This window comes from Lentzea alba (assembly GCF_047445655.1).
In the GTDB taxonomy this organism is placed as follows: Bacteria; Actinomycetota; Actinomycetes; order Mycobacteriales; family Pseudonocardiaceae; genus Lentzea; species Lentzea alba_A.
This window is the reverse complement of record NZ_JAJAEG010000001.1, coordinates 57,104-75,555: the sequence shown is the minus strand read 5'-3', so window position 1 is coordinate 75,555 and position 18,452 is coordinate 57,104. Positions and strand designations below refer to the sequence as shown.

Genomic DNA, 18,452 nt, shown 5'->3' with positions numbered 1-18,452 from the left:
GGGCGGCGGCGGAGTTTGTCCATCTGAGACGGATAGAAGTGTGCTGGCGCGTTTGAGTGGAATGGAAGTGATGATCTGCGTTGTGGGTGCGGAATGTTCAACCCGCATGCCGCATATGATCTAGCCGCGTCTAATTGCCTATCGCGTGGAAAATTCCGGCCACCGAGGGCACGCGTGACCACGGCCGGAGCTTGCGGAGCTCGCGGGTGATCAGCACCGAGCCGCTGCTGGAAGCGAGCGCCAGCGCCTCGGACCCGGCGATGCTCGCCTGCTCCATCTCGCCTCCGCTCGCGTACGCGTAGGCGAGCTTCGCGAGGTGCATGCCGAGCAGCCACCGGCACGTGGGGCGGCCGTTGCTGAGCAGCGCTTGGTAGTGGCCCTGGGCTTCCGCGGTGCGGCCGAGTTCGACGCACACGGCCGCCCGTTGCAGCTCGATGTGCCTGGTGCGAAACCAGTTGCCCAGCCGGTACTCCGTCGTGCGTTCGGTCTGGATCCCGTCGACGAGCTGCTGGGCTTCGTCCAACGCGTTGAGGCACGCCCGTTCGTCGCCGACCCGTGCGTGGCCTTGCGCTTGTTGTTGCAGCGCCATGGCTTTGATCTGCGGGCCGACGCCGGGTTCGCGGACCGCGGCGCGCGCCAGTCCGATCACGCGGTCGTCGTCGTCCTCGAACTCCGCGATCATGCTGAGCCGGCGGTAGCAGTACGCGACGAGCCCGGGATCTTCGGCGGCCAACGCCTGCTGCATCGCGCGTTCGGTCCACCAGCTCGCGCCCGTGAGGTCGCCCTGCTGCAGGTGCAGCCAGCCGCAGAACTCGGCGAAAAGCGCTGCCACGTCGAGGATCTGCGCCCGGTGGTGGCCGCGGGCGAGCGGCCGCAGGCGGTCGACGAACTCGTAGAGCTGCCGGACGCTCGGCAGCAGTGAGGCCGACGCGCACCAGCTGTCGGCGTCGTTGATGACCCTGCGCAGCACCAGGAGCTGGCGGATGACCTCTTCGTCGATCGGGTTCCGGTGCTGACCGCGGCCCGCGTAGAAAGCCGCTGGGGCACAGGCGATGAGGAGCGCGTGGCCGTCGAGCGCACCGTCCAGGACCGTGACGCCCGCGGGCCTGGCCGGTCGCATCCCGGCGTCGGAGTCGGTGAGCCCGAGCAGGTGCGCCGGAATGCTCAGCAGGCGTTGGAAGATCCGCAGCACCCGGACGTCGTAGGCGAGGTTGCCACCCGACTCCAGCCGGGAGATCGCGGACTGCGAGAACCCCGCCAGGTCACCGAGCTGGTCCTGCCGCAGCCCCCGCGCCCGGCGGGCGATCGCGATCACCGAACCCGGCGACGAGTGCAGCACCGCCTGCCGGACCTCCCACGAAGCCCACAGCGAGGCGGGGATCAGCGCCTCGGGGTCGGTCGGGATCTCCGCTTCGATTTCCCTGTACATCAACACAACCCTCCTGCGGCGGCGGGTTGGTTGCAGAGCGTCTCGAAATGGTTGCAGTGAGGAATTGCGCTGTCAACGAGGTGACCGGAGCGTGCCCGCTCCGGTCACCCTTCGTGGCTAGGCGCAGTCGACCTGCGTCACCGTCGGCTTCTTGGCCGTACCGCCGGCCTCGTAACAGGACTTCTTGCCGCCGGTCGAGGTGTCGAAGTACGCCGAACCGCCCTTGCGCACGACCACGCGGATCTCGATCGGGTCGTCCGCGTGCCGCGGGTACACGGTGAAGTCCTTGGTCTCACCGGGCTTCGCCTCGTGGCAGTAGCCGCCCAGCCAGTCGAGGCCGCACAGCGAGGCCGTGTACCGCGCCTTGTTGGTGACCTCCACCTCGACTCTCAGCTTCGCGGCGCTCGCCGCCGGCGCGAAGGCGATGACGGTGCCGAACGCGATCGCGGTGGCCAGAACTCGTTGGATCCCACTGGACATGTCGCTCCTCGGATGTGTCGTGCCGCGACGGCCGAGAGGACACTCCCCGGCGTGCCAACGGGTTCGATCACACCCGCGATGCGCATCCTGAATCCGCGGATTGGGCAGGACGGATCAGGCGCAGAACCACCGCGCGGCGTGATCGTTGCCGTCCGCGCCCAGGTAGCTGCCGATCAGCACGCCGTCATCGGTGATGTCGCCGTAGGAGGTGGACTGGGGCATCTTGTCGGCCACGACGCCGGTCCGGCCGCCGTCCCGCCACACCGCGGCGCCGCCCCCGGTCAGCGAGGCGAACAACGCGCCACCGGAGTTCTTGCCGAACGGGGTTTCGGCTCCGACGTAGCCGACGCTCGACCGACCGTCCAGGGCCCAGTCCCACACCCGTGAGCTGCCGTTGCCGTCGTACGCGTAGTGCAGCACCCGTTCGTTGTCTAGCACGATCGGGTAGCGGCCGCCGGTGATCTGGGTCCAACGCCCGTTGTTGCCGTCGATCACCCACGCCGTGTCGGGCGTCCGCAGCACCACCTGCCGCTCGTTGCCGATGCCGACGGCGAACCCCTTGGAGTAGAGGCGACGAGGCTGCCCCTTCGGCCACATCGCGACCCACGGCGTACCGGGCGACGACACGAGCGACACCTCGCCGATGACGTCACCCGCCTCGTTGACACCGATCGCCCGCGTCTCCTCGTTCTGCTCGGTGGCGAGCATCTCGTACCGGCCGTTCTCGTAGCGGAAGGCGCGGTTGAGGAACTTGCCGTCGGTGTAGACGAGCTGACTGCCGACGACGGTCCCGCTGTTGTTGACCGCTCTCGGGTTGACGTAGGTCTCCGGCTGGGCGGGCTCGGCCATCTGGCGCAGGACACCGTTCTCCCAGACGACACCGCGCGGTTTGTTGAACGACGCCGATCCGGTGATGAGAGTGTTGTTCGGACTGCTGCCATGCGCTTCCGCGTACTGCGCGCCGGCCGGGACCGGCAGGTCCTGTGCGGTCCACGTGCAGTCTGCTGCGGACGCTTGCGGTGCCGTGATCAGCGAGGCGGCCAACAGCACGACGAAGACACCTGTGCGCTTCAAGATTCCCCCAGAACCCCGATCTCCGGTCCGGCACCAGGACAGGCGCCGGACCGGGCGGAGTCTACTTGCCCGAGCGTGCCGCCAAAGCCTCGGGAAGCGGGTCGTAGCGCGAAAAACGGCGGGTGAACGTGCCGGTACCCGACGTGAGCGCCCGCAGCTCGATCGCGTACCTCAGGAGCTCGCTCGACGGCACCTCCGCGCGGATGACCGTGCGGCCGCCTTCGTCGGCTTCGGTGCCGAGCACGCGCCCGCGCCGTCCGGACAGGTCGCCCAGCACGGTGCCGAGGTGTTCGTCGGGCAGCCGGATCGCGAGCTCGTCCATCGGTTCGAGCAGCTGGGTGCGTCCGTTGGCGGCGGCCTCCTTCAGCGCCATGGAGCCCGCGGTCTGGAACGCCGCGTCCGACGAGTCGACCGAATGTGCTTTGCCGTCAACGAGAGTCACCCGGACGTCGACGACCGGGGTGCCGTCGTGCAGGCCCTTCTCCAGCTGGGCGCGCACGCCCTTCTCGACGGACGGGATGAACTGGTTCGGGATCGCGCCTCCGACGATCTTGTCGACGAACTCGAAGCCGGAGCCGCGGGGGAGCGGTTCGACGACGATGTCGCACACCGCGTACTGGCCGTGACCTCCAGATTGCTTCACGTGCCGGCCGTGGCCTTTGGCTTGGGATGCGAAGGTTTCGCGCAACGGGACGCGCACCGGTTCGGTGTCGATCTCCGCGCCGCCTGCTCGCAGGCGCGCCAGCACCACGTCCGCGTGCGCCTCGCCCATGCACCACAGCACCATCTGGTGCGTCTCGGCGTTGCGGTCCAGCCGCAGCGTCGGGTCGCTGGCGACCAGGCGGTTCAGGTTGCGGGCGAGGTTGTCCTCGTCGCTGCGGGTGCGCGGCACGACCGCGACGGGCAGCAGTGGTTCCGGCATGTCCCACGGCGCCATCAGCAGCGGCTTCTCCGGGGCGGACACGGTGTCGCCGGTCTCGGCGGTGGTCAGCTTGGTCAACGCGCACAGGTCGCCGGCGACGCAGTACGGGACCTCGCGGAGCGTCGCGCCCAGCGGTGAGTAGATGTGGGCCACGCGTTCGTCGGCGTCGTGGTCCTCGTGACCCCGGTCGGCCATTCCGTGGCCGGAGACGTGCACGGGGCGTTCGGGGCGCAGCGTGCCCGAGAAGACGCGGACCAGCGACACACGGCCGACGTAGGAGTCCACGGCGGTGCGGACGACCTCGGCGACGAGCGGCCCGTCCGGGTCGGCGGCCATGCGGGGATGGGGGATGCCGTCGATCGACGTCACGTCGGGGACCGTGTGCTCCAGCGGTGACGGGAACGCGCGCGCAATGCCGTCCATCAGCTCGTTGAGGCCCATGCCTGTTGCGGCGCACACGGGCATCACGGGGTGGAAGGAACCTCGTGCGACGGCGGTCTCCAGGTCGGTGATGAGGGTGTCCTGGTCGATCTCCTCGCCCGCCAGGTAGCGGTCCATGAGGGTCTCGTCCTCGCTCTCGGCGATGATGCCCTCGATGAGCGCGGCACGTTCGTCCGGGTAGTTGTCCCCCTGGGTCAGCAACCCGACGAGCTGGTCGCCCTCCTGCATGTACAACGGCACGACGCCCGCGCCGAACGCCGCCTGGCACTCGATGACCTCGTTGCCGTAGTTCGCACGGTGGTGGTCGGTGCGTGCGATGACGACGGCACGCGGCATGCCTACGGCGGCACACTCCTGCCACAGCGTGATGGTGGCCGCGTCGACGCCTTCGAAAGCGTTGACAACAAAAAGGGCCGCATCCGCGGCCCGTAGTCCTGCCCTGAGCTCACCCACGAAGTCGACGTATCCCGGGGTGTCGATCAGATTGATCTTGATGTCCCCGTGCTGGATCGGGGCTACAGCGAGGCCTACCGATCGTTGTTGTCGCACCGCCGCCGGATCGTGATCGCAGACGGTCGTGCCCTCGGTGACCGACCCCGCGCGGGTCAGCACGCCGGTGGCGGCGAGCAGGGCCTCGGTGAGCGTGGTCTTGCCGGCGCCGGACGGACCGACTAGCACGACGTTGCGGACCTTGGCCGGGTCGTTCACAGCGACCGCGCCTGCCGGTGTCCCGTTGTCGGAGTTCTTGCTTCCCATGGCGACCTCCGTCAAGTCGTAGTGTTCGATCTCACACCCGTTCACCGGTTGTTACAAGTCCGGGAACCCGACTGGATGCCTACTTGGCCCGTGCCGGGAGCGGGCACGTCACGCGAGGTCGTGTCGGTCGTCCGGTCAACCGTTCGTGCCGAATTCGGCGAAGCCCAATTCGGTGCGAGCGATTCGGCCGGACGGCCGACTCCTCGACGACCGAGCCGCCATCTCCGCAGGAGTGGCCTCGGACACAGCCACGACCTGCGGTTGATCGCGAAGTGGCCTTCTGATTCTGCGCGCCAGTGGCTTGGGTGAGGTGGCCACGTCAGACGTAGGATGAGTTCATCCAGAGCTTCCCCTCGTGAAAGGTTGCCCCGTGAGCACTGATCAGGTCACTGGCACCGCCCGCGTCAAGCGCGGCATGGCCGAGATGCTCAAGGGTGGCGTGATCATGGACGTGGTCGACGCAACCCAGGCGAAGATCGCGGAGGACGCGGGCGCCGTCGCCGTCATGGCGCTCGAGCGCGTGCCCGCCGACATCCGCGCCCAGGGCGGCGTCGCCCGCATGAGCGACCCCGACCTGATCGACGGGATCATCGAGGCCGTCTCGATCCCCGTGATGGCCAAGGCCCGCATCGGCCACTTCGTCGAGGCCCAGGTCCTCGCCTCGCTGGGCGTCGACTACATCGACGAGTCCGAGGTGCTGACCCCCGCCGACTACGCGAACCACATCGACAAGTGGGCGTTCACGGTTCCCTTCGTCTGTGGCGCGACGAACCTCGGCGAGGCCCTGCGCCGCATCACCGAGGGCGCGGCCATGATCCGCTCCAAGGGCGAGGCCGGCACGGGTGACGTCTCGAACGCCACCACGCACATGCGCAAGATCCGCCAGGAGATCCGCCGCCTGCAGAACCTGCCCGAGGACGAGCTGTACGTGGCGGCCAAGGAGCTTCAGGCGCCGTACGAGCTCGTGAAGGAAGTCGCCCAGAACGGCAAGCTTCCTGTCGTGCTGTTCACCGCTGGTGGCATCGCCACCCCGGCCGACGCCGCGATGATGATGCAGCTCGGCGCTGAGGGTGTGTTCGTCGGTTCCGGCATCTTCAAGTCCGGCAACCCGGCGCAGCGCGCCGAGGCCATCGTGAAGGCCACCACGTTCCACGACGACCCCGACGTGATCGCCAAGGTGTCGCGTGGTCTGGGTGAGGCCATGGTCGGCATCAACGTCGACGACATCCCCGAGCCGCACCGGCTGGCCGAACGCGGCTGGTAATTGATTGCTCGATTGTGGGGAGCTTTGCCGACCGGTCGGCAAAGCTCCCCACAATCGAGCAATCAATTACCAGCCGCGTTCGGCCAGCCGGTGCGGCTCGGGGATGTCGTCGACGTTGATGCCGACCATGGCCTCACCCAGACCACGCGACACCNTTTGCCGACCGGTCGGCAAAGCTCCCCACAATCATTTACAGCGAATTCGGGTGAACCTCGACCGCGTTAGCAGCCGATGTTGACCCAGGCGACGGAGTTGGCGTGGTGCGAACCCGCGCGACCCGCGGCGGTGCGGATGTGCCGCCAGCCTCCGACGCACTCGTACGCCCACACCGAGTCGCTACCGCTGATCGTGCCGACGCGGTAGGTGTCGCCCCGCGGTGCCGAGAACATCGCGTACTCGGCGTTCGCCGACACCTCCGAGAGCGGGCGCGGGCCGGCCTTGTCCGTGGACTCCGAGGCCGTGGCGGTGAACGCGACAGTCGACATCACTGCCAGCGCACCGGCCACGACCGCAATGGATTTGCTGAACTTCACGTATTGCCCCCAATACCTTCGAACGGGCTTCCCCAGGCCTACAACGCGTTCGAACGCATCTCGATCGTGCCGGTCAGTGTGATCGGCAATACACCGCCTGATGGAGCAATCTTCACCGAATGCGCGGGAAAGAAAGTTCTGCTCGGTTTTCGGGAGGTTCTGCGTGCGTCAGCCGATCGTGAAGGTGTGGGTCAGGCAGTACGTGGTCTTGATCTCCGGGTACGCCAGCGCCAGCGCCAGCCGTTCGTCCGTCCCGCACGCCGCCTTGTCCGCGGTCCCGGCGATCACCTTCGCCTTCACCACCATGTAGCCGCCGCACGCCTTCTTGGGGTACTCGGCGTTCAGCGAGGCGAGCGTGAAGTCGTAGCACTCACCCTCGGCGAACACCGGGATCAGGCACACCGTGACGCTGGAACCCTTGGTGTACTTGATGTAGCCCTCGTCGGTCGTGCCGCACTTCTCGCTGGAAGAAGCCGGCACCTTGCTGACCGTGTAGTTGTGCTGGTTCGCGGTGCACTCGACCTTCTTGTAGGTCGGGTTGAACGAGCCGCCGGTCATGCTCACGCAGTCGCCGATCTCCGCGAACGCCTTCGGCTTGGTGGTGGTGGTCGTGGTCGTCGTGGGTGCGGCCGACGACGCCGCGGCCGCCTTGTCGTCCTTGCCGCCTCCGCGCAGGAACACGGCCGCGCTCAGCGCCACCGCGAGCACGACCAGGCCGGCCACGATCAGCAGCGCCTTCCCGGAGGACGACTTCCGCGGCGGCTCCGGGTTCGGATAACCGGGGTACTGCTGCCCGGGATTGGGGCCGGGATACGGGTACTGCCCAGGAACCGGGGGTTGGCCGGGAGCCGGGTACTGGGCCGGGTACTGCGGGTACTGGCCCGGAACTTGCGGGTACGGCGCCGGACCCGCGGGCGCGTTGGCCCACGGGTTGGCCGGGTCGTGGGGCTGGCTGGGCGGAGTGCTCACGCGCGGACCCTAAGGCAGCGAGGCACTCCGCACAGGCCGAATGGAAATCATGTGCGCACGGTCTCAGCGAGACCGGACAAGGCGGCGGGCAGCGGTTCCAGGTGCAGCACGCCGAGCCGTTGCGTGGCACGGGTCAGCGCCACGTAGAGCTCGGCCGCGCCGCGCGGTCCCTCGGCCAGGATTCGTTCCGGCGCAACGACGAGCACCGAGTCGTACTCCAGGCCCTTGGTCTCGGCCGCGAGCACGACCCCGGGCAGACCATGAGGACCGATCACCACGCTGGTGCCTTCGAGACCGGCCTCCGTGCGTTCGAACGACGCGATCTCGGCAGGCAGCGATTCCAAGGTCACCTGCCGGGCCCACGGCTGAACTCCGTTGGCGCGCACCGATTCCGGCGCCGTCACGTCCGGCGCGAACTCGGCCAGCACCTGGGCGGCGACGGCCATGATCTCGGCCGGCGTGCGGTAGTTGACCGTCAGCGAGCGGTACTCCCAGCGGCCCGGCACGTAGGGGTCGAGCATGGAGCCCCACGACGTTGCGCCCGCAGGTGAACGACGCTGCGCCAGGTCGCCCACGACCGTGAAGGAACGACCGGGGCAGCGGCGCATCAGCACGCGCCAGTCCATTTCGGACAGTTCCTGGGCCTCGTCGACCACCACGTGCCGGTACGTCCAGCCGCGGTCGGCCATCGCGCGTTCGACGAGCGTGCGCTGGTCGTGCTGCTCGAAGCGTTCGGCCAGCTCCTCGGCTTCCATCATGTCCGTGGCGAAGAGGTGGTCCTCGTCGTCCATGTGGTCCGCGCGGTTGATCATGCTGTCCAGCACCTCGGCGGCGTACCGGGCCTCGGCCTGACGTTCGGCCGAAAGAGCCTGGTCGGCAGCCTGCTCGCTGCCGTCACGGCCCAGCAGGTCGTGCAACTCGTCCAGCAACGGCACGTCCGACACGGTCCACGCCTCGCCGTCGACGCGGTGCAGCGACTCCGAAGCACCCGCGGCAGCCAGCCGTTCGACCGACGTGTACAGCGAACCCAGCAGGTCCGACGGCGACACGACAGGCCACATCGAGTCCAGCGCCGCGGCGAAGTTCTCGTCGTCGGCCAGCTCCTTGACCAGGCCGGACCGCATGTCCTCCCAGCCCTGCTTGTCCGAACGGGACAGCCAGCCCTTGCCGATGCGGCCGAGCGCCCGTTCGGTCAGGACGTACGTGATGATCTCGCGGAACACCTTGCGGGCCTCGTTGTGCGGCAGGCCGCTGTCGCGCGCCTCCTGCCGTGCCCACTCGGCGACGTCGGCGGTGATCTGGACGACCACGTCCTTCATCGTGATCGGAATGGGCGACTCCGGAAGGCGCTGACGGTCCGCCACGGCCGCCTTCAGCACGTCCACCATCTTCAGCGAGCCCTTGAGGCGCGCGACCTCCGGCGTGTCCTCCAGGACCGCGTTCAGGCCCGGCAACAGGCTGCCCGCGGTCGAGAACACGACGTCGGACTCGCCCAGCGACGGCAGCACCCGGCTGATGTGGTTCAAGAAGGCCGGGTTCGGGCCGACGACGAGCACGCCGTGCCGTTCCATGCGCTCGCGTTGCGTGTACATGAGGTACGCGACGCGGTGCAGCGCCACGACGGTCTTGCCGGTGCCGGGGCCACCCTCGATCACCAGCACGCCGGGGTGGTCGAGCCGGATGATCGCGTCCTGCTCGGACTGGATGGTCGCCACGATGTCGCGCATGCCCTCGCCGCGCGGCGCGTTCAACGCCTCCAGCAACGCCGCGTCGCCCTGTTCCTCGCCGAGCTTGCCGAACACCTCGTCGGTGAACGAGGTCACGGCCCGGCGGCGCGTGAGGAACTGACGGCGGCGGCGCATGCCCTCGGCGTTGGCGCCGGTGGCGGTGTAGAACGGCCGCGCGGCCGGCGCGCGCCAGTCGAGCAGCACCGGCTCGAAGTCGTCGAACTCGTCGAACAGGCCGATCCTGCCGATGTAGGACACGTCACCGTCGACGCTGTCCAACCGGCCGAAGCACAGCCCGTAGTCGGCCACGTTCAGCCGCTTCATCTCACGGTGCCGGGCCCGCACCTCGTTGTCGCGATCCATGACGGTCTCGCCGGTGCCACCCAGCGCCGCCTGGTAAGCCGCCTTCACGCGCGCGCGTTCGGCGTCGAGCCGTGCGTAAAGACCGGCCACGTAGTCGCGTTCGGACTGCAGTTCTTCTTCGTACCCCACGTGCTCCCCAGTGCGCCTCTGTTCTGGCATGAGGCGATGAGTGTGCGGGACGGACGGGGTCTTGTGGCAAGGCCCCCTGTCTGCTATACGGTTGAGTGGGAAGAGATCACAGCCACCCTCGTGCCTTCGCGCTCACCCCGGCCTGGAACCGCGTGTCGACCTCCAGCCGCTCCATCAGCTGCTGAACCCGCTTCTGCACGGTCCGCAGACCGATGCCCATGCGGCGCGCGATCGTCTTGTCGGTTGCCCCCGAGGCCAGCATCGCCAGCAACAGGCTCTCGGCCTCCGACGGCCGGTCGGCGCCCGGCTCCGGGTCCGTGGGCTGCAGCGCAACCGCGAACCGCCACATCCCCTCGAACACCCGCGACAGGCCGTCGAGCAGGATCGAGGGACCGACCATCAACGCGCTCGCGGTGCCGCGCGACTCGTCGGTCAGCGCGATCATCGCCTGGTCCTCGTCCGCGATCAGCATCTTGAACGGCGCGCCGATGATGACCCGCGCCTCCTCGCCGGCCTCCCGCATCGCGGCGATGTAGTCGAGCTTGCCGGGGAGGTCGAGGACCGAGCGGTCGTAGAGCCACCGGCTCCGCACGCCGCCGGTGATCATCTCCAGCTCGACGTCGTTCTCCGTCATGAGGTACGGCGGCATGTCGATGCCGCGCAGCTGCGTGCGGGCGCCGCGCTCCAGCTGGTACGCGCGCCGTTTCACCTCTTCGGGTCCGACGGCGACGTCGATGAGGTCCAGGGGGTGCCGGTCACCGCGCAGCCGGAACCGTTCCGCGAGCTGCTGCACCGCGGCCCGCGCCTGCCGCACGTCGTCCTCCGCCCGGCGCACCCGCTGTTCCCGCAGCTCGACCAGTGTCGCGAACCCGATGCCCGGCTCGATCGCGCACCACTGGCACGGCGTCCCGGGCAGCCGGGCGATCAGGCCCATCGCCTCCAGCCTGCCCAGCAACGGCAGCACGTCCTCGCCGAGTTCGGCGGCGGTGAGGCTGCCCGCGTCGACCAGCGCGAGGTAGACGGCCTCCTCGCGCGCGTCCAGCTCGAAAGGTTCCAGCACAGTCCACTCCTCACGGTGCGCGAAACCGCATCGGCGCATATCCGCAGTGCCGTTCGCATTCCCGCAACCACGGTGACCGTGTCACGATCCCCAGCGTCGAGCAAGGGCCGGTCGCAGGCCCCTGAGCTGCGGGAACGTCCGCGTCACGAGCCGGTCGCTCCCTGTCACACCCTCCGCGGTGTTTCCCTGAAGGAGACCTGTCCATGAGCTCGTTTCGCAGCGCCTGCCGAACCGGTCCGCGCCGGGTGGCCTTCCTGTCGGCCGCCGTCGTGGCCGGCGCACTCGTCAGCGGCGTGGGCCCGGCAGCGGCCGAACCCACGTCGTTCGCCGGGCAACAGGTGAACTGGGGGTCGTGTGCGTGGTACTCACCCGTCTTCGGCGGGCTGACCCCCGAGTGCGCGACGATCACCGTGCCGCGCGACTGGAGATCGCCCGGTGACGGCCACACGCTGAAGATCGCGATCAGTCGCACCAAGGCCACGAACCCCGCCCAGCGCGCCGGCGTCGTGTTCACCAACCCCGGTGGCCCCAGCAGTTCCGGCATCACGCTGTCGTGGTCGTTGGGCTCGGCCCAGCCGAAGCTCGCCTCCCGGTACGACGTGATCGGCATGGACCCGCGCGGTGTCGGCGGCAGCACCCAGCTGAACTGCGACATCGCTGTCGACCCACTGCTGGTCGCGTCCAACTACGACTCGCGCGACATGTCCGACAACGCTGTCGCCGCCCGCACCGCCGCCACCAAGGCGATCGCCGACGGGTGCGCGGCCAACCCGCTGACGCCGTACGTCAACACCTGGCAGACCGCGCACGACATGGACCTGATCCGCGTGCTGCTCGGCGAGCAGAAGCTGAACTACGTGGGCTACTCCTACGGCACCTGGCTGGGTGCGAAGTACGCCGCGTTGTTCCCGTCCAGCACCGGCAAGGTGGTTCTGGACTCCAACACGTCGTGGGCGGACGACCTCGCCGGGTCGTGGCAGCTGATGCCGATGGCGTTCCAGCGCCGGTTCGACGACCAGTTCGCGCCCTGGATCAGCCGCGGGCTCTTCTCGAAGTACCTCGGCAAGACAGCCGACGAGGTGAGGGCCAGCTACGAGGCCGTCCGGGCCACCTACCTGCGCTACACGGGTCTGCCGGGCGCCGGCGCGAACCTCGACGGTCTTGTGCGCACGTGGATGTACACCGACGCGAACCTCTTCACCGCCGCGGTGAACCTCGGCGCGCTGAAGGCGTGCATCGTGGACAATCAGGACTGGTCGCAGCTCGGTGTCACGCTTTGCATCTTCGCCTACGTCAACGACGTCAACGCGAACCTGCCGACGGCTTCGGCCGCCTCCACGCAGCAGGTCACGGCGTTGCTGCAGGACCCGGCCGGGGTGCGGGCGGGCAAGCAGGACGTCGTCGCGGACGCGTTCGCCGCGGCCCGTCAGGCGACCGGCGAGACCTTGCCGCTCAACGGTGTCTTCTACTCGGTCCGGTGCGGTGACGGCGGCCAGTGGCACAGCCCGTCGTGGTGGGAGAACTACCAGCGGCAGTTCGGTTCCTCGTTCCCGCTCGCGGGTTACTCGATCCCGCAGGAGGTCTGCGCCCACTGGACGTTGCCTGCGCAGCGGCTGCCCAACCCGTCGCCGCGGGACCTCGGGCCGGTCGTGATGGTGCAGTCGGAGCTCGACCCGGCCACCGCCTACGAGAACGTCGCGCGCAACACCGCCCAGTTCCAGGGCGCACGGCTGATCTCGGTGCAGGACAACGGAACCCACGGCCTCTACGGCCTGCGCGGCAACTCCTGCGTCGACGACCTGGTGAACGCCTACCTGGTCGACGGCGTGGCCCCGGCGGAGCGCACGGTGTGCGCGAGCCTGCCGCTCCCGCTGGAGACGGCGGTGCACCCGGTCGCCGGACCGGTTGACGACAGGACGACGCCGCGCTCCACGCGTGCGGTGCTCGTCGACCAGCGGGTGAGTCAGGAGATCGAGAAGATCATCTCCTGACGGGCGGGCCCCGCGGGCGCCGAAGAGGTCATGCGGCAACCTCTTCGGCGCCTATCACTGTTTCTTGGCGTAGGCGACCCGGCACGGTTTGCGCGGCCAGTGGCTGCGGTGGCCCTTCACCGCGACCGGGTCGGGGTCGAGCAGCCGCATCTCCAGCCGTTGCAGCAGCCTGGTCAGCACGATCTTCATCTCCAGCAGCGCGAAGTGCTCGCCGAGACACCGGTGGACGCCACCGCCGAACGCCTGCAGCGCCGACGCCGGCTCGGTCAGGAACCGGTCGGGCCGGTAGCTGTCCGGTTCGGTGAAGACGTCCGGATCCCGGTGTGACGCACCGGGTTGCAGCATCACGGTCGCGCCGCGCGGGATCGTGAACGTCTCATGTGGAATGTCCACTGTGGCCTTTCGGGCTAGTACCGGGGTCACCGGGTGCAGTCGTTCGGACTCCAGCAACGCCCGGCTGAGGTGTGCTCCCTGGAAACTGTCGGACAGTTCCTCCCGGACGCGCGCCAGCTCTTCGGGATGCCGCATCAGGTCGATCAACGCCCAGCACAGGTGCCCGGTCGTGGTCTCGTGGCCCACCCACACCATCATGATCACGAGGTCCACCAGGACGTCGTCCGGCAGCGGCGCGTTCGCCATGACCTCCAGGAAGTCCGGTTCCTCCATGGGAATCGCGCGTCGCTCGGCCACCAGCGCGGACGTGATCCTGCGCAACCGGTCGCGCGCCCGGTGACTGCGCCGCAGGTGCGGTGCGGGCACCCAGCCCGGCAGCAGCGGGTCCATGCCGTCCGCGAACGCCCGGAACTCGGACAGCAGCCTGCGGAACCGCGACGCCGCGTCCTCACCGAGGAAGAGCGACGCGGCGATGTCGATCACCAACGGCCCGAGCAGCTCGGTCAGTTCGAACGTGCCGGTGTCCGGCAGCGCGTCGATGAGTGCCGTGGTCTTGCGGTCCATCTCGGGGATGTGGTCCGCGACCCGTGCGCCGGAGAACCGCGGCGCCAGCACCGCCCGCTGCCGCAGGTACTCCTCGTGCGGCGCGCGCCAGAACGTGTTGGCGCCGAACATGTGCCGGAAGAACCCGTACGCCTCGCGGATCGACAACCGCAGCGCGTCCGACTCGGCGTGGAAGAACTTGGCGTTCTCCTGCCCCAGCAACACGATCCCCGGCCCGCCCGGCAGCCGCAGTGAGAACACCCGGCCGTGTTCGGCGTGCCCGCGCCGCACCAGTTCACCGGGGTCGCGCAGGAACTCCCAGGTGTGCCCGAAGAACGGCCGGGCACCGGACACGGCAGGTGGCAGGGTCACGCTCGGTGTATAGCGCCCCGATGAACGGCCGGGCCAGGAGTGAAAGGGGAGCCACACGAGACGTGTGGAGCGCATGTAGGTGCCGTGTAGCCGGCGTCCCCAGTGTGAGCGCCAACCACACGACAGGGGAGACCAACCGTGAAGAGGATGCTCGTAGCGCTCAGCGCTGCAGTGATGTCGTTGGTGGTGCTGTCGCCTGCTCAGGCCGCACCGCCGACGCCAGCGTTCGGCCCGGCGATCGACGCCTACGCCAAGTACGTCGGCCAGACGACCTGCGACCCGGACGCCAAACCGGGCGTGGTCGGGTTCAGAGACCTGCTCAAGGCCGAGTACGGCCGCGCCGACCTGGGCATGACCCGCGCGTGCGGCACCGGCGGCCAGAGCGAGCACAAGGAGGGCCGCGCGCTCGACTACCCGTTCAACGCCTTCAACTCCACGCAGGCGGCGCAGGCCCAGGACGTGATCAACTGGCTGCTGGCCACCGACCAGCACGGCAACAAGCACGCGCTGGCCCGGCGCCTGGGCATCATGTACATGATCTGGGACCACAAGATCTGGAAGGCCTACGAGGCGTCGTCGGGCTGGCAGTCCTACAGCGGCGAGAGCCCGCACACCGACCACATCCACTTCAGCTTCAGCTGGGCCGGCGCCCGCAAGCAGACGACGTGGTGGACCGCCGCGCGCAGCCTGTCCGCGGAGAGCGTGAACGGCGACCGCTACGACGACCTGCTCGCGGTCAGCCCGGACAACACGATGCGCCTGTACCCCGGCACCTCAGGCGGCGCGTTCGGCACCTCGTCCGAGGTCGGGCCGGGCTGGTCCGCGTCTTTCAACCGCATCGGGGTGGGTGACACGAACGCCGACGGCTTCGCCGACATCCTCGCCACTTCCACCGACGGCTCGCTGCACTACTGGCACAACTCCGGCCGCGGCACGTTCACGAAGCTGGCCAACTCCGGCACCGGTTGGAACACCCTCGAATGGTTCGCGGTGCTAGACGTCAACGGCGACAACCGCGCCGACATCGTGGGCCGCGACGGTGGCCGCCTGTACTGGTACCCCGGCGAGGGTTCCGGCAAGTTCTCCGCACGCATCTTCATCGGCGAGGGCTGGGCGTCGTTCCCGCGCTTCGTCGGCGGCGACGCGGACGGCGACGGCGACGGCGACCTGTGGGGCGTGAACGCCGACGGTGAGCTGTACTTCTGGGAGGGCAACGGCAACGGCACGTTCTCCAGCGGCCGCAAGGTCGGCGCAGGGTGGTCCGGGTTCTCGGGGCTCAACGCGCTCGACGTGAACGGTGACGCGAAGGCCGACATCGTGGCCGTGCGCACCAGTGACGCGACGCTGTGGCGCTGGAGTGGCGAGGGCGACGGAACCCTGGCCACGGCGGTGCAGGTCGGTTCGGGGTGGAGCGGCTTCCGGCCTGCTTCTCACTGAGGCGGCCAACAGGGTGGTTGTGGCTCTTGGGCCACGACCACCCTGTTCGCATGCGGTGGCGTGATCGGCGGGAATGGACTCGTGGTGGATCATTGAGGTCGTGAACGTGCCGTTCCGCTGGGATCTCGTGACGTCCGACCAACTCGGGTCGCTGCTCGACGACGTCACGCCTCCCGAGCTGGAGCACCTCGCCGCACTGGCGGAGTGCGCGGGCAAGGTGCTGGCCCGCAGCGGCAACGGCGACCTGGTGTTCGTCGGCCGCTCGCTCGACTCGATGCACGACCTGCTCGGCGGCGCCCTCGAAGGGACCGGACACACCGTCGCCCGGCTGCCGCTCTCGTTCTGGAGCCGGGGCGACTACACCCGCGCCCAGACCCTGCGGGCCCGCGAGGTGGCGGCCGGTCTCGGCATCACGCCCGCGGCACTGGCTCGCCGCACCCGCCCGGTGACGTTCGTCGACGTCGTGTCCTCGGGCGGGACGTTCACCCGGCTCTTCACGCTGCTCGACGACTGGATCGCCGAGGAGCGCGAGACCTGGCCCGTGATCCGCCGCAAGCTCCGGTTCGTCGGCGTCACGAGTCAGGGCAGGACCACGCCGAACAAGTTCCGCTGGCAGCAGCACCGCGACTGGACCCGCCGCCTGCCGGCCGCCTCCGTGGTGAACGTGTCGTTGGACCCGTACGCCTGGTCGTACTTCGGCGACTTCCAGCCCAAGCTGACGAGATCGTTCCCGCCGCCGAAGTGGCTGGCCGAGCCGGACGAGATCCGGCGCGACGAGCGGACGCGGAAAGCGCTGGCCGAGGCGGTGCGGCTGGTGGAACTGGGGCGGAGCAAGGAGGTCCGGCGCAGGATCGCGCGGGCGATCGACGGTGAACCGGCGCTCGCCGAACCGTGGCTGCGGACGTTGTTCCGTCAGCTGTCCGCCTAGACGGTGTGCTCCATGACCATCATCGCGGTCGTACCCGGCTCCAGCGCCTTGCAGATGTGCGGCAGATCGCCGGGGTAAACGATGTAGTCCCCAGGTCCGAGCTCGATCGGGTCCTCGGCGAGCCCCGCCAGGCACCGCCCGCTCGCCACGATCATGTGCTCGACGCTGCCCGGCACGTGCGGCTCCGACTCGCGAGCGCCTCCGGGTTCGAGAGCCAGCCAGTAGATGTCGTGCTTGGTCCCCGGACGGCACGCGGCCAGCAGCGTGGCGGAGTAGTGCGCGCGTTCGGAGTGGATGACCGGGCCCTCGCCGGCGCGGATGACCTGGACGCGCGGCACGGCGGGTTCGACCAGGCGGCTGAACGGGACGCCGAGCGCCACGCCGAGTGCCCACAGCGTTTCCACGCTGGGGTTGCCGCTGCCGGACTCCAGCTGGGAGAGCGTCGACTTCGCGACGCCGGCCTTCTTCGCGACCTCGCTCAGGGACATGCCGGTGCGGTCGCGCTCGCGGCGGAGGTTGGCCGCGATGAGGTCGAGTGGTGCGTTCGACACAGAAGTCCATCCGTTCGGCTTGACGAACACCCGTTCTGGTGTTCATCGTAATGGGTGATGCGTTCGATATGGCGAACTCTTGATGCTGTGCTTCTGCGTGACGTGGCCGCAGTCGCACTGGGGGCAGCGGTCACCGGTGCCTCCTTCGGGGCGATCTCGGTCGGGTCGGGGCTGCCCTGGTGGATGCCGGTGCTGATGTCGCTGGTGATCTTCGCGGGCGGCTCGCAGTTCATGGCGGTCGGGATCGTCGCCGCTGGTGGCAGCCCTGCCGCCGCGGTGCTGGCCGGGCTGGTGCTCAACGCGCGGCACCTGCCGTTCGGGCTGGCGATCGGGGACGTGCTGGGCAAAAGCCCGTTGGCTCGGATCGTCGGCAGCCATCTGTTGATCGACGAGTCGACGGCGTTCGCGATGTCGCAGAAGGATCCCGCTCGCGCGCGGGCGGCCTACTGGGCGTGCGGCGTGTCGCTGTTCTTCAGCTGGAACGTGGGCGTGCTCGTCGGGGCTTTGGCGGGGCAGGCGATCGGCGACCCGGCGACGTTCGGGCTGGACGCGGCGTTCCCCGCGGCCATGCTCGCGCTGACACTTCCGGCGCTGAAGGACGCGACGACGCGCAACGCGGCCCTGGTGGGTGCGGCGATAGCGCTCGCGACGACGCCGTTCCTGCCTGCTGGCGTGCCCGTGCTGCTCGCGCTGGCCGGACTGTTCGTGTTCAAGACGAAGAAGGAGGACGCAAAGTGCCCGTCGCCGCAGTCCTGATCCTCGCAGCAGGCACCTTCGCGATCCGGTTCGCCGGCCCGCTGCTGCGCGACCGCGTCACGCTGCCGGAGAAGGTCCAGGAGCTGATGACGGCTTCGGCAACGGTGCTGCTGCTGGCGCTGGTGGCGGTCTCGGCGCTGACGAACGGCAAGCAGTTCGGCGGGTGGGCGCTCGCGCTCGGCGTGGTCGTCGGTGGGGTGGCGGCGTGGCGGAAGCTGCCGTTCGTCGCGGTGATCGTGCTGGCCGCGGCGACCACGGCCGGGTTGAGGCTCATCGGCGTGGCATAGGGGTGGGTAATGCCTCCGCGATAGGGGGCTGATGGGGGTGGGGCCTC

General features: G+C 69.0%; 16 protein-coding genes. 6 read left to right on the top strand and 10 right to left on the bottom strand.

The features are described from left to right. Positions 1-130: 130 nt before the first annotated feature. The 4 genes from LFM09_RS00365 to LFM09_RS00350 all read right to left on the bottom strand — a co-directional run bounded on the left by LFM09_RS00365 (position 131) and on the right by LFM09_RS00350 (position 5,102). Positions 131-1,429: a helix-turn-helix domain-containing protein gene (locus LFM09_RS00365; protein WP_414094167.1), complete on the bottom strand. Its 1,299-nt coding sequence runs from the start codon at positions 1,427-1,429 to the stop codon at positions 131-133. A 117-nt stretch (positions 1,430-1,546) separates the two neighbouring features. Beyond that, positions 1,547-1,909 carry a hypothetical protein gene (locus LFM09_RS00360; protein WP_414094166.1) on the bottom strand — a complete coding sequence of 121 codons (363 nt, stop codon included), beginning with the start codon at positions 1,907-1,909 and terminating at the stop codon, positions 1,547-1,549. Between the two features lie 114 nt (positions 1,910-2,023). Next, a complete protein-coding gene (locus LFM09_RS00355; RefSeq protein WP_414094165.1) occupies positions 2,024-2,983 on the bottom strand; it encodes a hypothetical protein in 960 nt (319 codons plus the stop codon). Between the two features lie 61 nt (positions 2,984-3,044). Then, positions 3,045-5,102, bottom strand: coding sequence for an elongation factor G-like protein EF-G2 (locus LFM09_RS00350; RefSeq protein ID WP_414094164.1), 2,058 nt, complete (start codon positions 5,100-5,102; stop codon positions 3,045-3,047). A gap of 370 nt (positions 5,103-5,472) precedes the next feature. On the opposite strand from LFM09_RS00350, the gene pdxS reads away from it, so the two are divergent. Further along, positions 5,473-6,366, top strand: a complete 894-nt coding sequence (gene pdxS, locus LFM09_RS00345) for a pyridoxal 5'-phosphate synthase lyase subunit PdxS (protein WP_414094163.1) — start codon at positions 5,473-5,475, stop codon at positions 6,364-6,366. A gap of 221 nt (positions 6,367-6,587) precedes the next feature. Here pdxS and LFM09_RS00340 read toward each other — a convergent pair whose 3' ends face one another. The 4 genes from LFM09_RS00340 to LFM09_RS00325 form a co-directional block, all read right to left on the bottom strand. Next, the gene (locus LFM09_RS00340) at positions 6,588-6,899 is read right to left on the bottom strand and encodes a hypothetical protein (RefSeq protein ID WP_414094162.1); all 312 of its coding nucleotides are present in this window, start codon (positions 6,897-6,899) and stop codon (positions 6,588-6,590) included. A 168-nt stretch (positions 6,900-7,067) separates the two neighbouring features. Then, the gene (locus LFM09_RS00335; protein WP_414094161.1) at positions 7,068-7,868 is read right to left on the bottom strand and encodes a hypothetical protein; all 801 of its coding nucleotides are present in this window, start codon (positions 7,866-7,868) and stop codon (positions 7,068-7,070) included. Between the two features lie 47 nt (positions 7,869-7,915). Further along, a complete protein-coding gene (gene helR / locus LFM09_RS00330; protein ID WP_414094160.1) occupies positions 7,916-10,117 on the bottom strand; it encodes an RNA polymerase recycling motor ATPase HelR in 2,202 nt (733 codons plus the stop codon). Between the two features lie 76 nt (positions 10,118-10,193). Continuing rightward, on the bottom strand, positions 10,194-11,147 hold the full coding sequence (locus tag LFM09_RS00325) for a LuxR C-terminal-related transcriptional regulator (RefSeq protein WP_414094159.1): 954 nt from the start codon (positions 11,145-11,147) through the stop codon (positions 10,194-10,196). Between the two features lie 203 nt (positions 11,148-11,350). Here LFM09_RS00325 and LFM09_RS00320 point away from each other — a divergent pair, with 203 nt between their 5' ends. After that, on the top strand, positions 11,351-13,138 hold the full coding sequence (locus LFM09_RS00320) for an alpha/beta hydrolase (RefSeq protein WP_414094158.1): 1,788 nt from the start codon (positions 11,351-11,353) through the stop codon (positions 13,136-13,138). Between the two features lie 54 nt (positions 13,139-13,192). Here LFM09_RS00320 and LFM09_RS00315 read toward each other — a convergent pair whose 3' ends face one another. Next, positions 13,193-14,446, bottom strand: coding sequence for a cytochrome P450 (locus tag LFM09_RS00315; protein WP_414094157.1), 1,254 nt, complete (start codon positions 14,444-14,446; stop codon positions 13,193-13,195). A 147-nt stretch (positions 14,447-14,593) separates the two neighbouring features. On the opposite strand from LFM09_RS00315, the gene LFM09_RS00310 reads away from it, so the two are divergent. Both LFM09_RS00310 and LFM09_RS00305 read left to right on the top strand, forming a co-directional pair. Continuing rightward, positions 14,594-15,883, top strand: a complete 1,290-nt coding sequence (locus LFM09_RS00310) for an FG-GAP repeat domain-containing protein (protein WP_414094660.1) — start codon at positions 14,594-14,596, stop codon at positions 15,881-15,883. Between the two features lie 100 nt (positions 15,884-15,983). Next, positions 15,984-16,811, top strand: coding sequence for a hypothetical protein (locus LFM09_RS00305; RefSeq protein ID WP_414094156.1), 828 nt, complete (start codon positions 15,984-15,986; stop codon positions 16,809-16,811). Here LFM09_RS00305 and LFM09_RS00300 read toward each other — a convergent pair. Further along, a complete protein-coding gene (locus tag LFM09_RS00300) occupies positions 16,808-17,362 on the bottom strand; it encodes a helix-turn-helix domain-containing protein (protein WP_414094155.1) in 555 nt (184 codons plus the stop codon). The genes LFM09_RS00305 and LFM09_RS00300 overlap by 4 nt on opposite strands. 57 nt (positions 17,363-17,419) lie before the next feature. Between LFM09_RS00300 and LFM09_RS00295 the strand changes: the two genes are divergently transcribed. After that, complete coding sequence (locus tag LFM09_RS00295; protein ID WP_414094154.1) at positions 17,420-18,118, top strand: AzlC family ABC transporter permease; 699 nt, start codon at positions 17,420-17,422, stop codon at positions 18,116-18,118. Then, positions 18,097-18,405 carry an AzlD domain-containing protein gene (locus tag LFM09_RS00290; protein ID WP_414094153.1) on the top strand — a complete coding sequence of 103 codons (309 nt, stop codon included), beginning with the start codon at positions 18,097-18,099 and terminating at the stop codon, positions 18,403-18,405. Before LFM09_RS00295 ends, LFM09_RS00290 begins: the two co-directional genes overlap by 22 nt. The last annotated feature ends 47 nt before the right edge of the window (positions 18,406-18,452 follow it).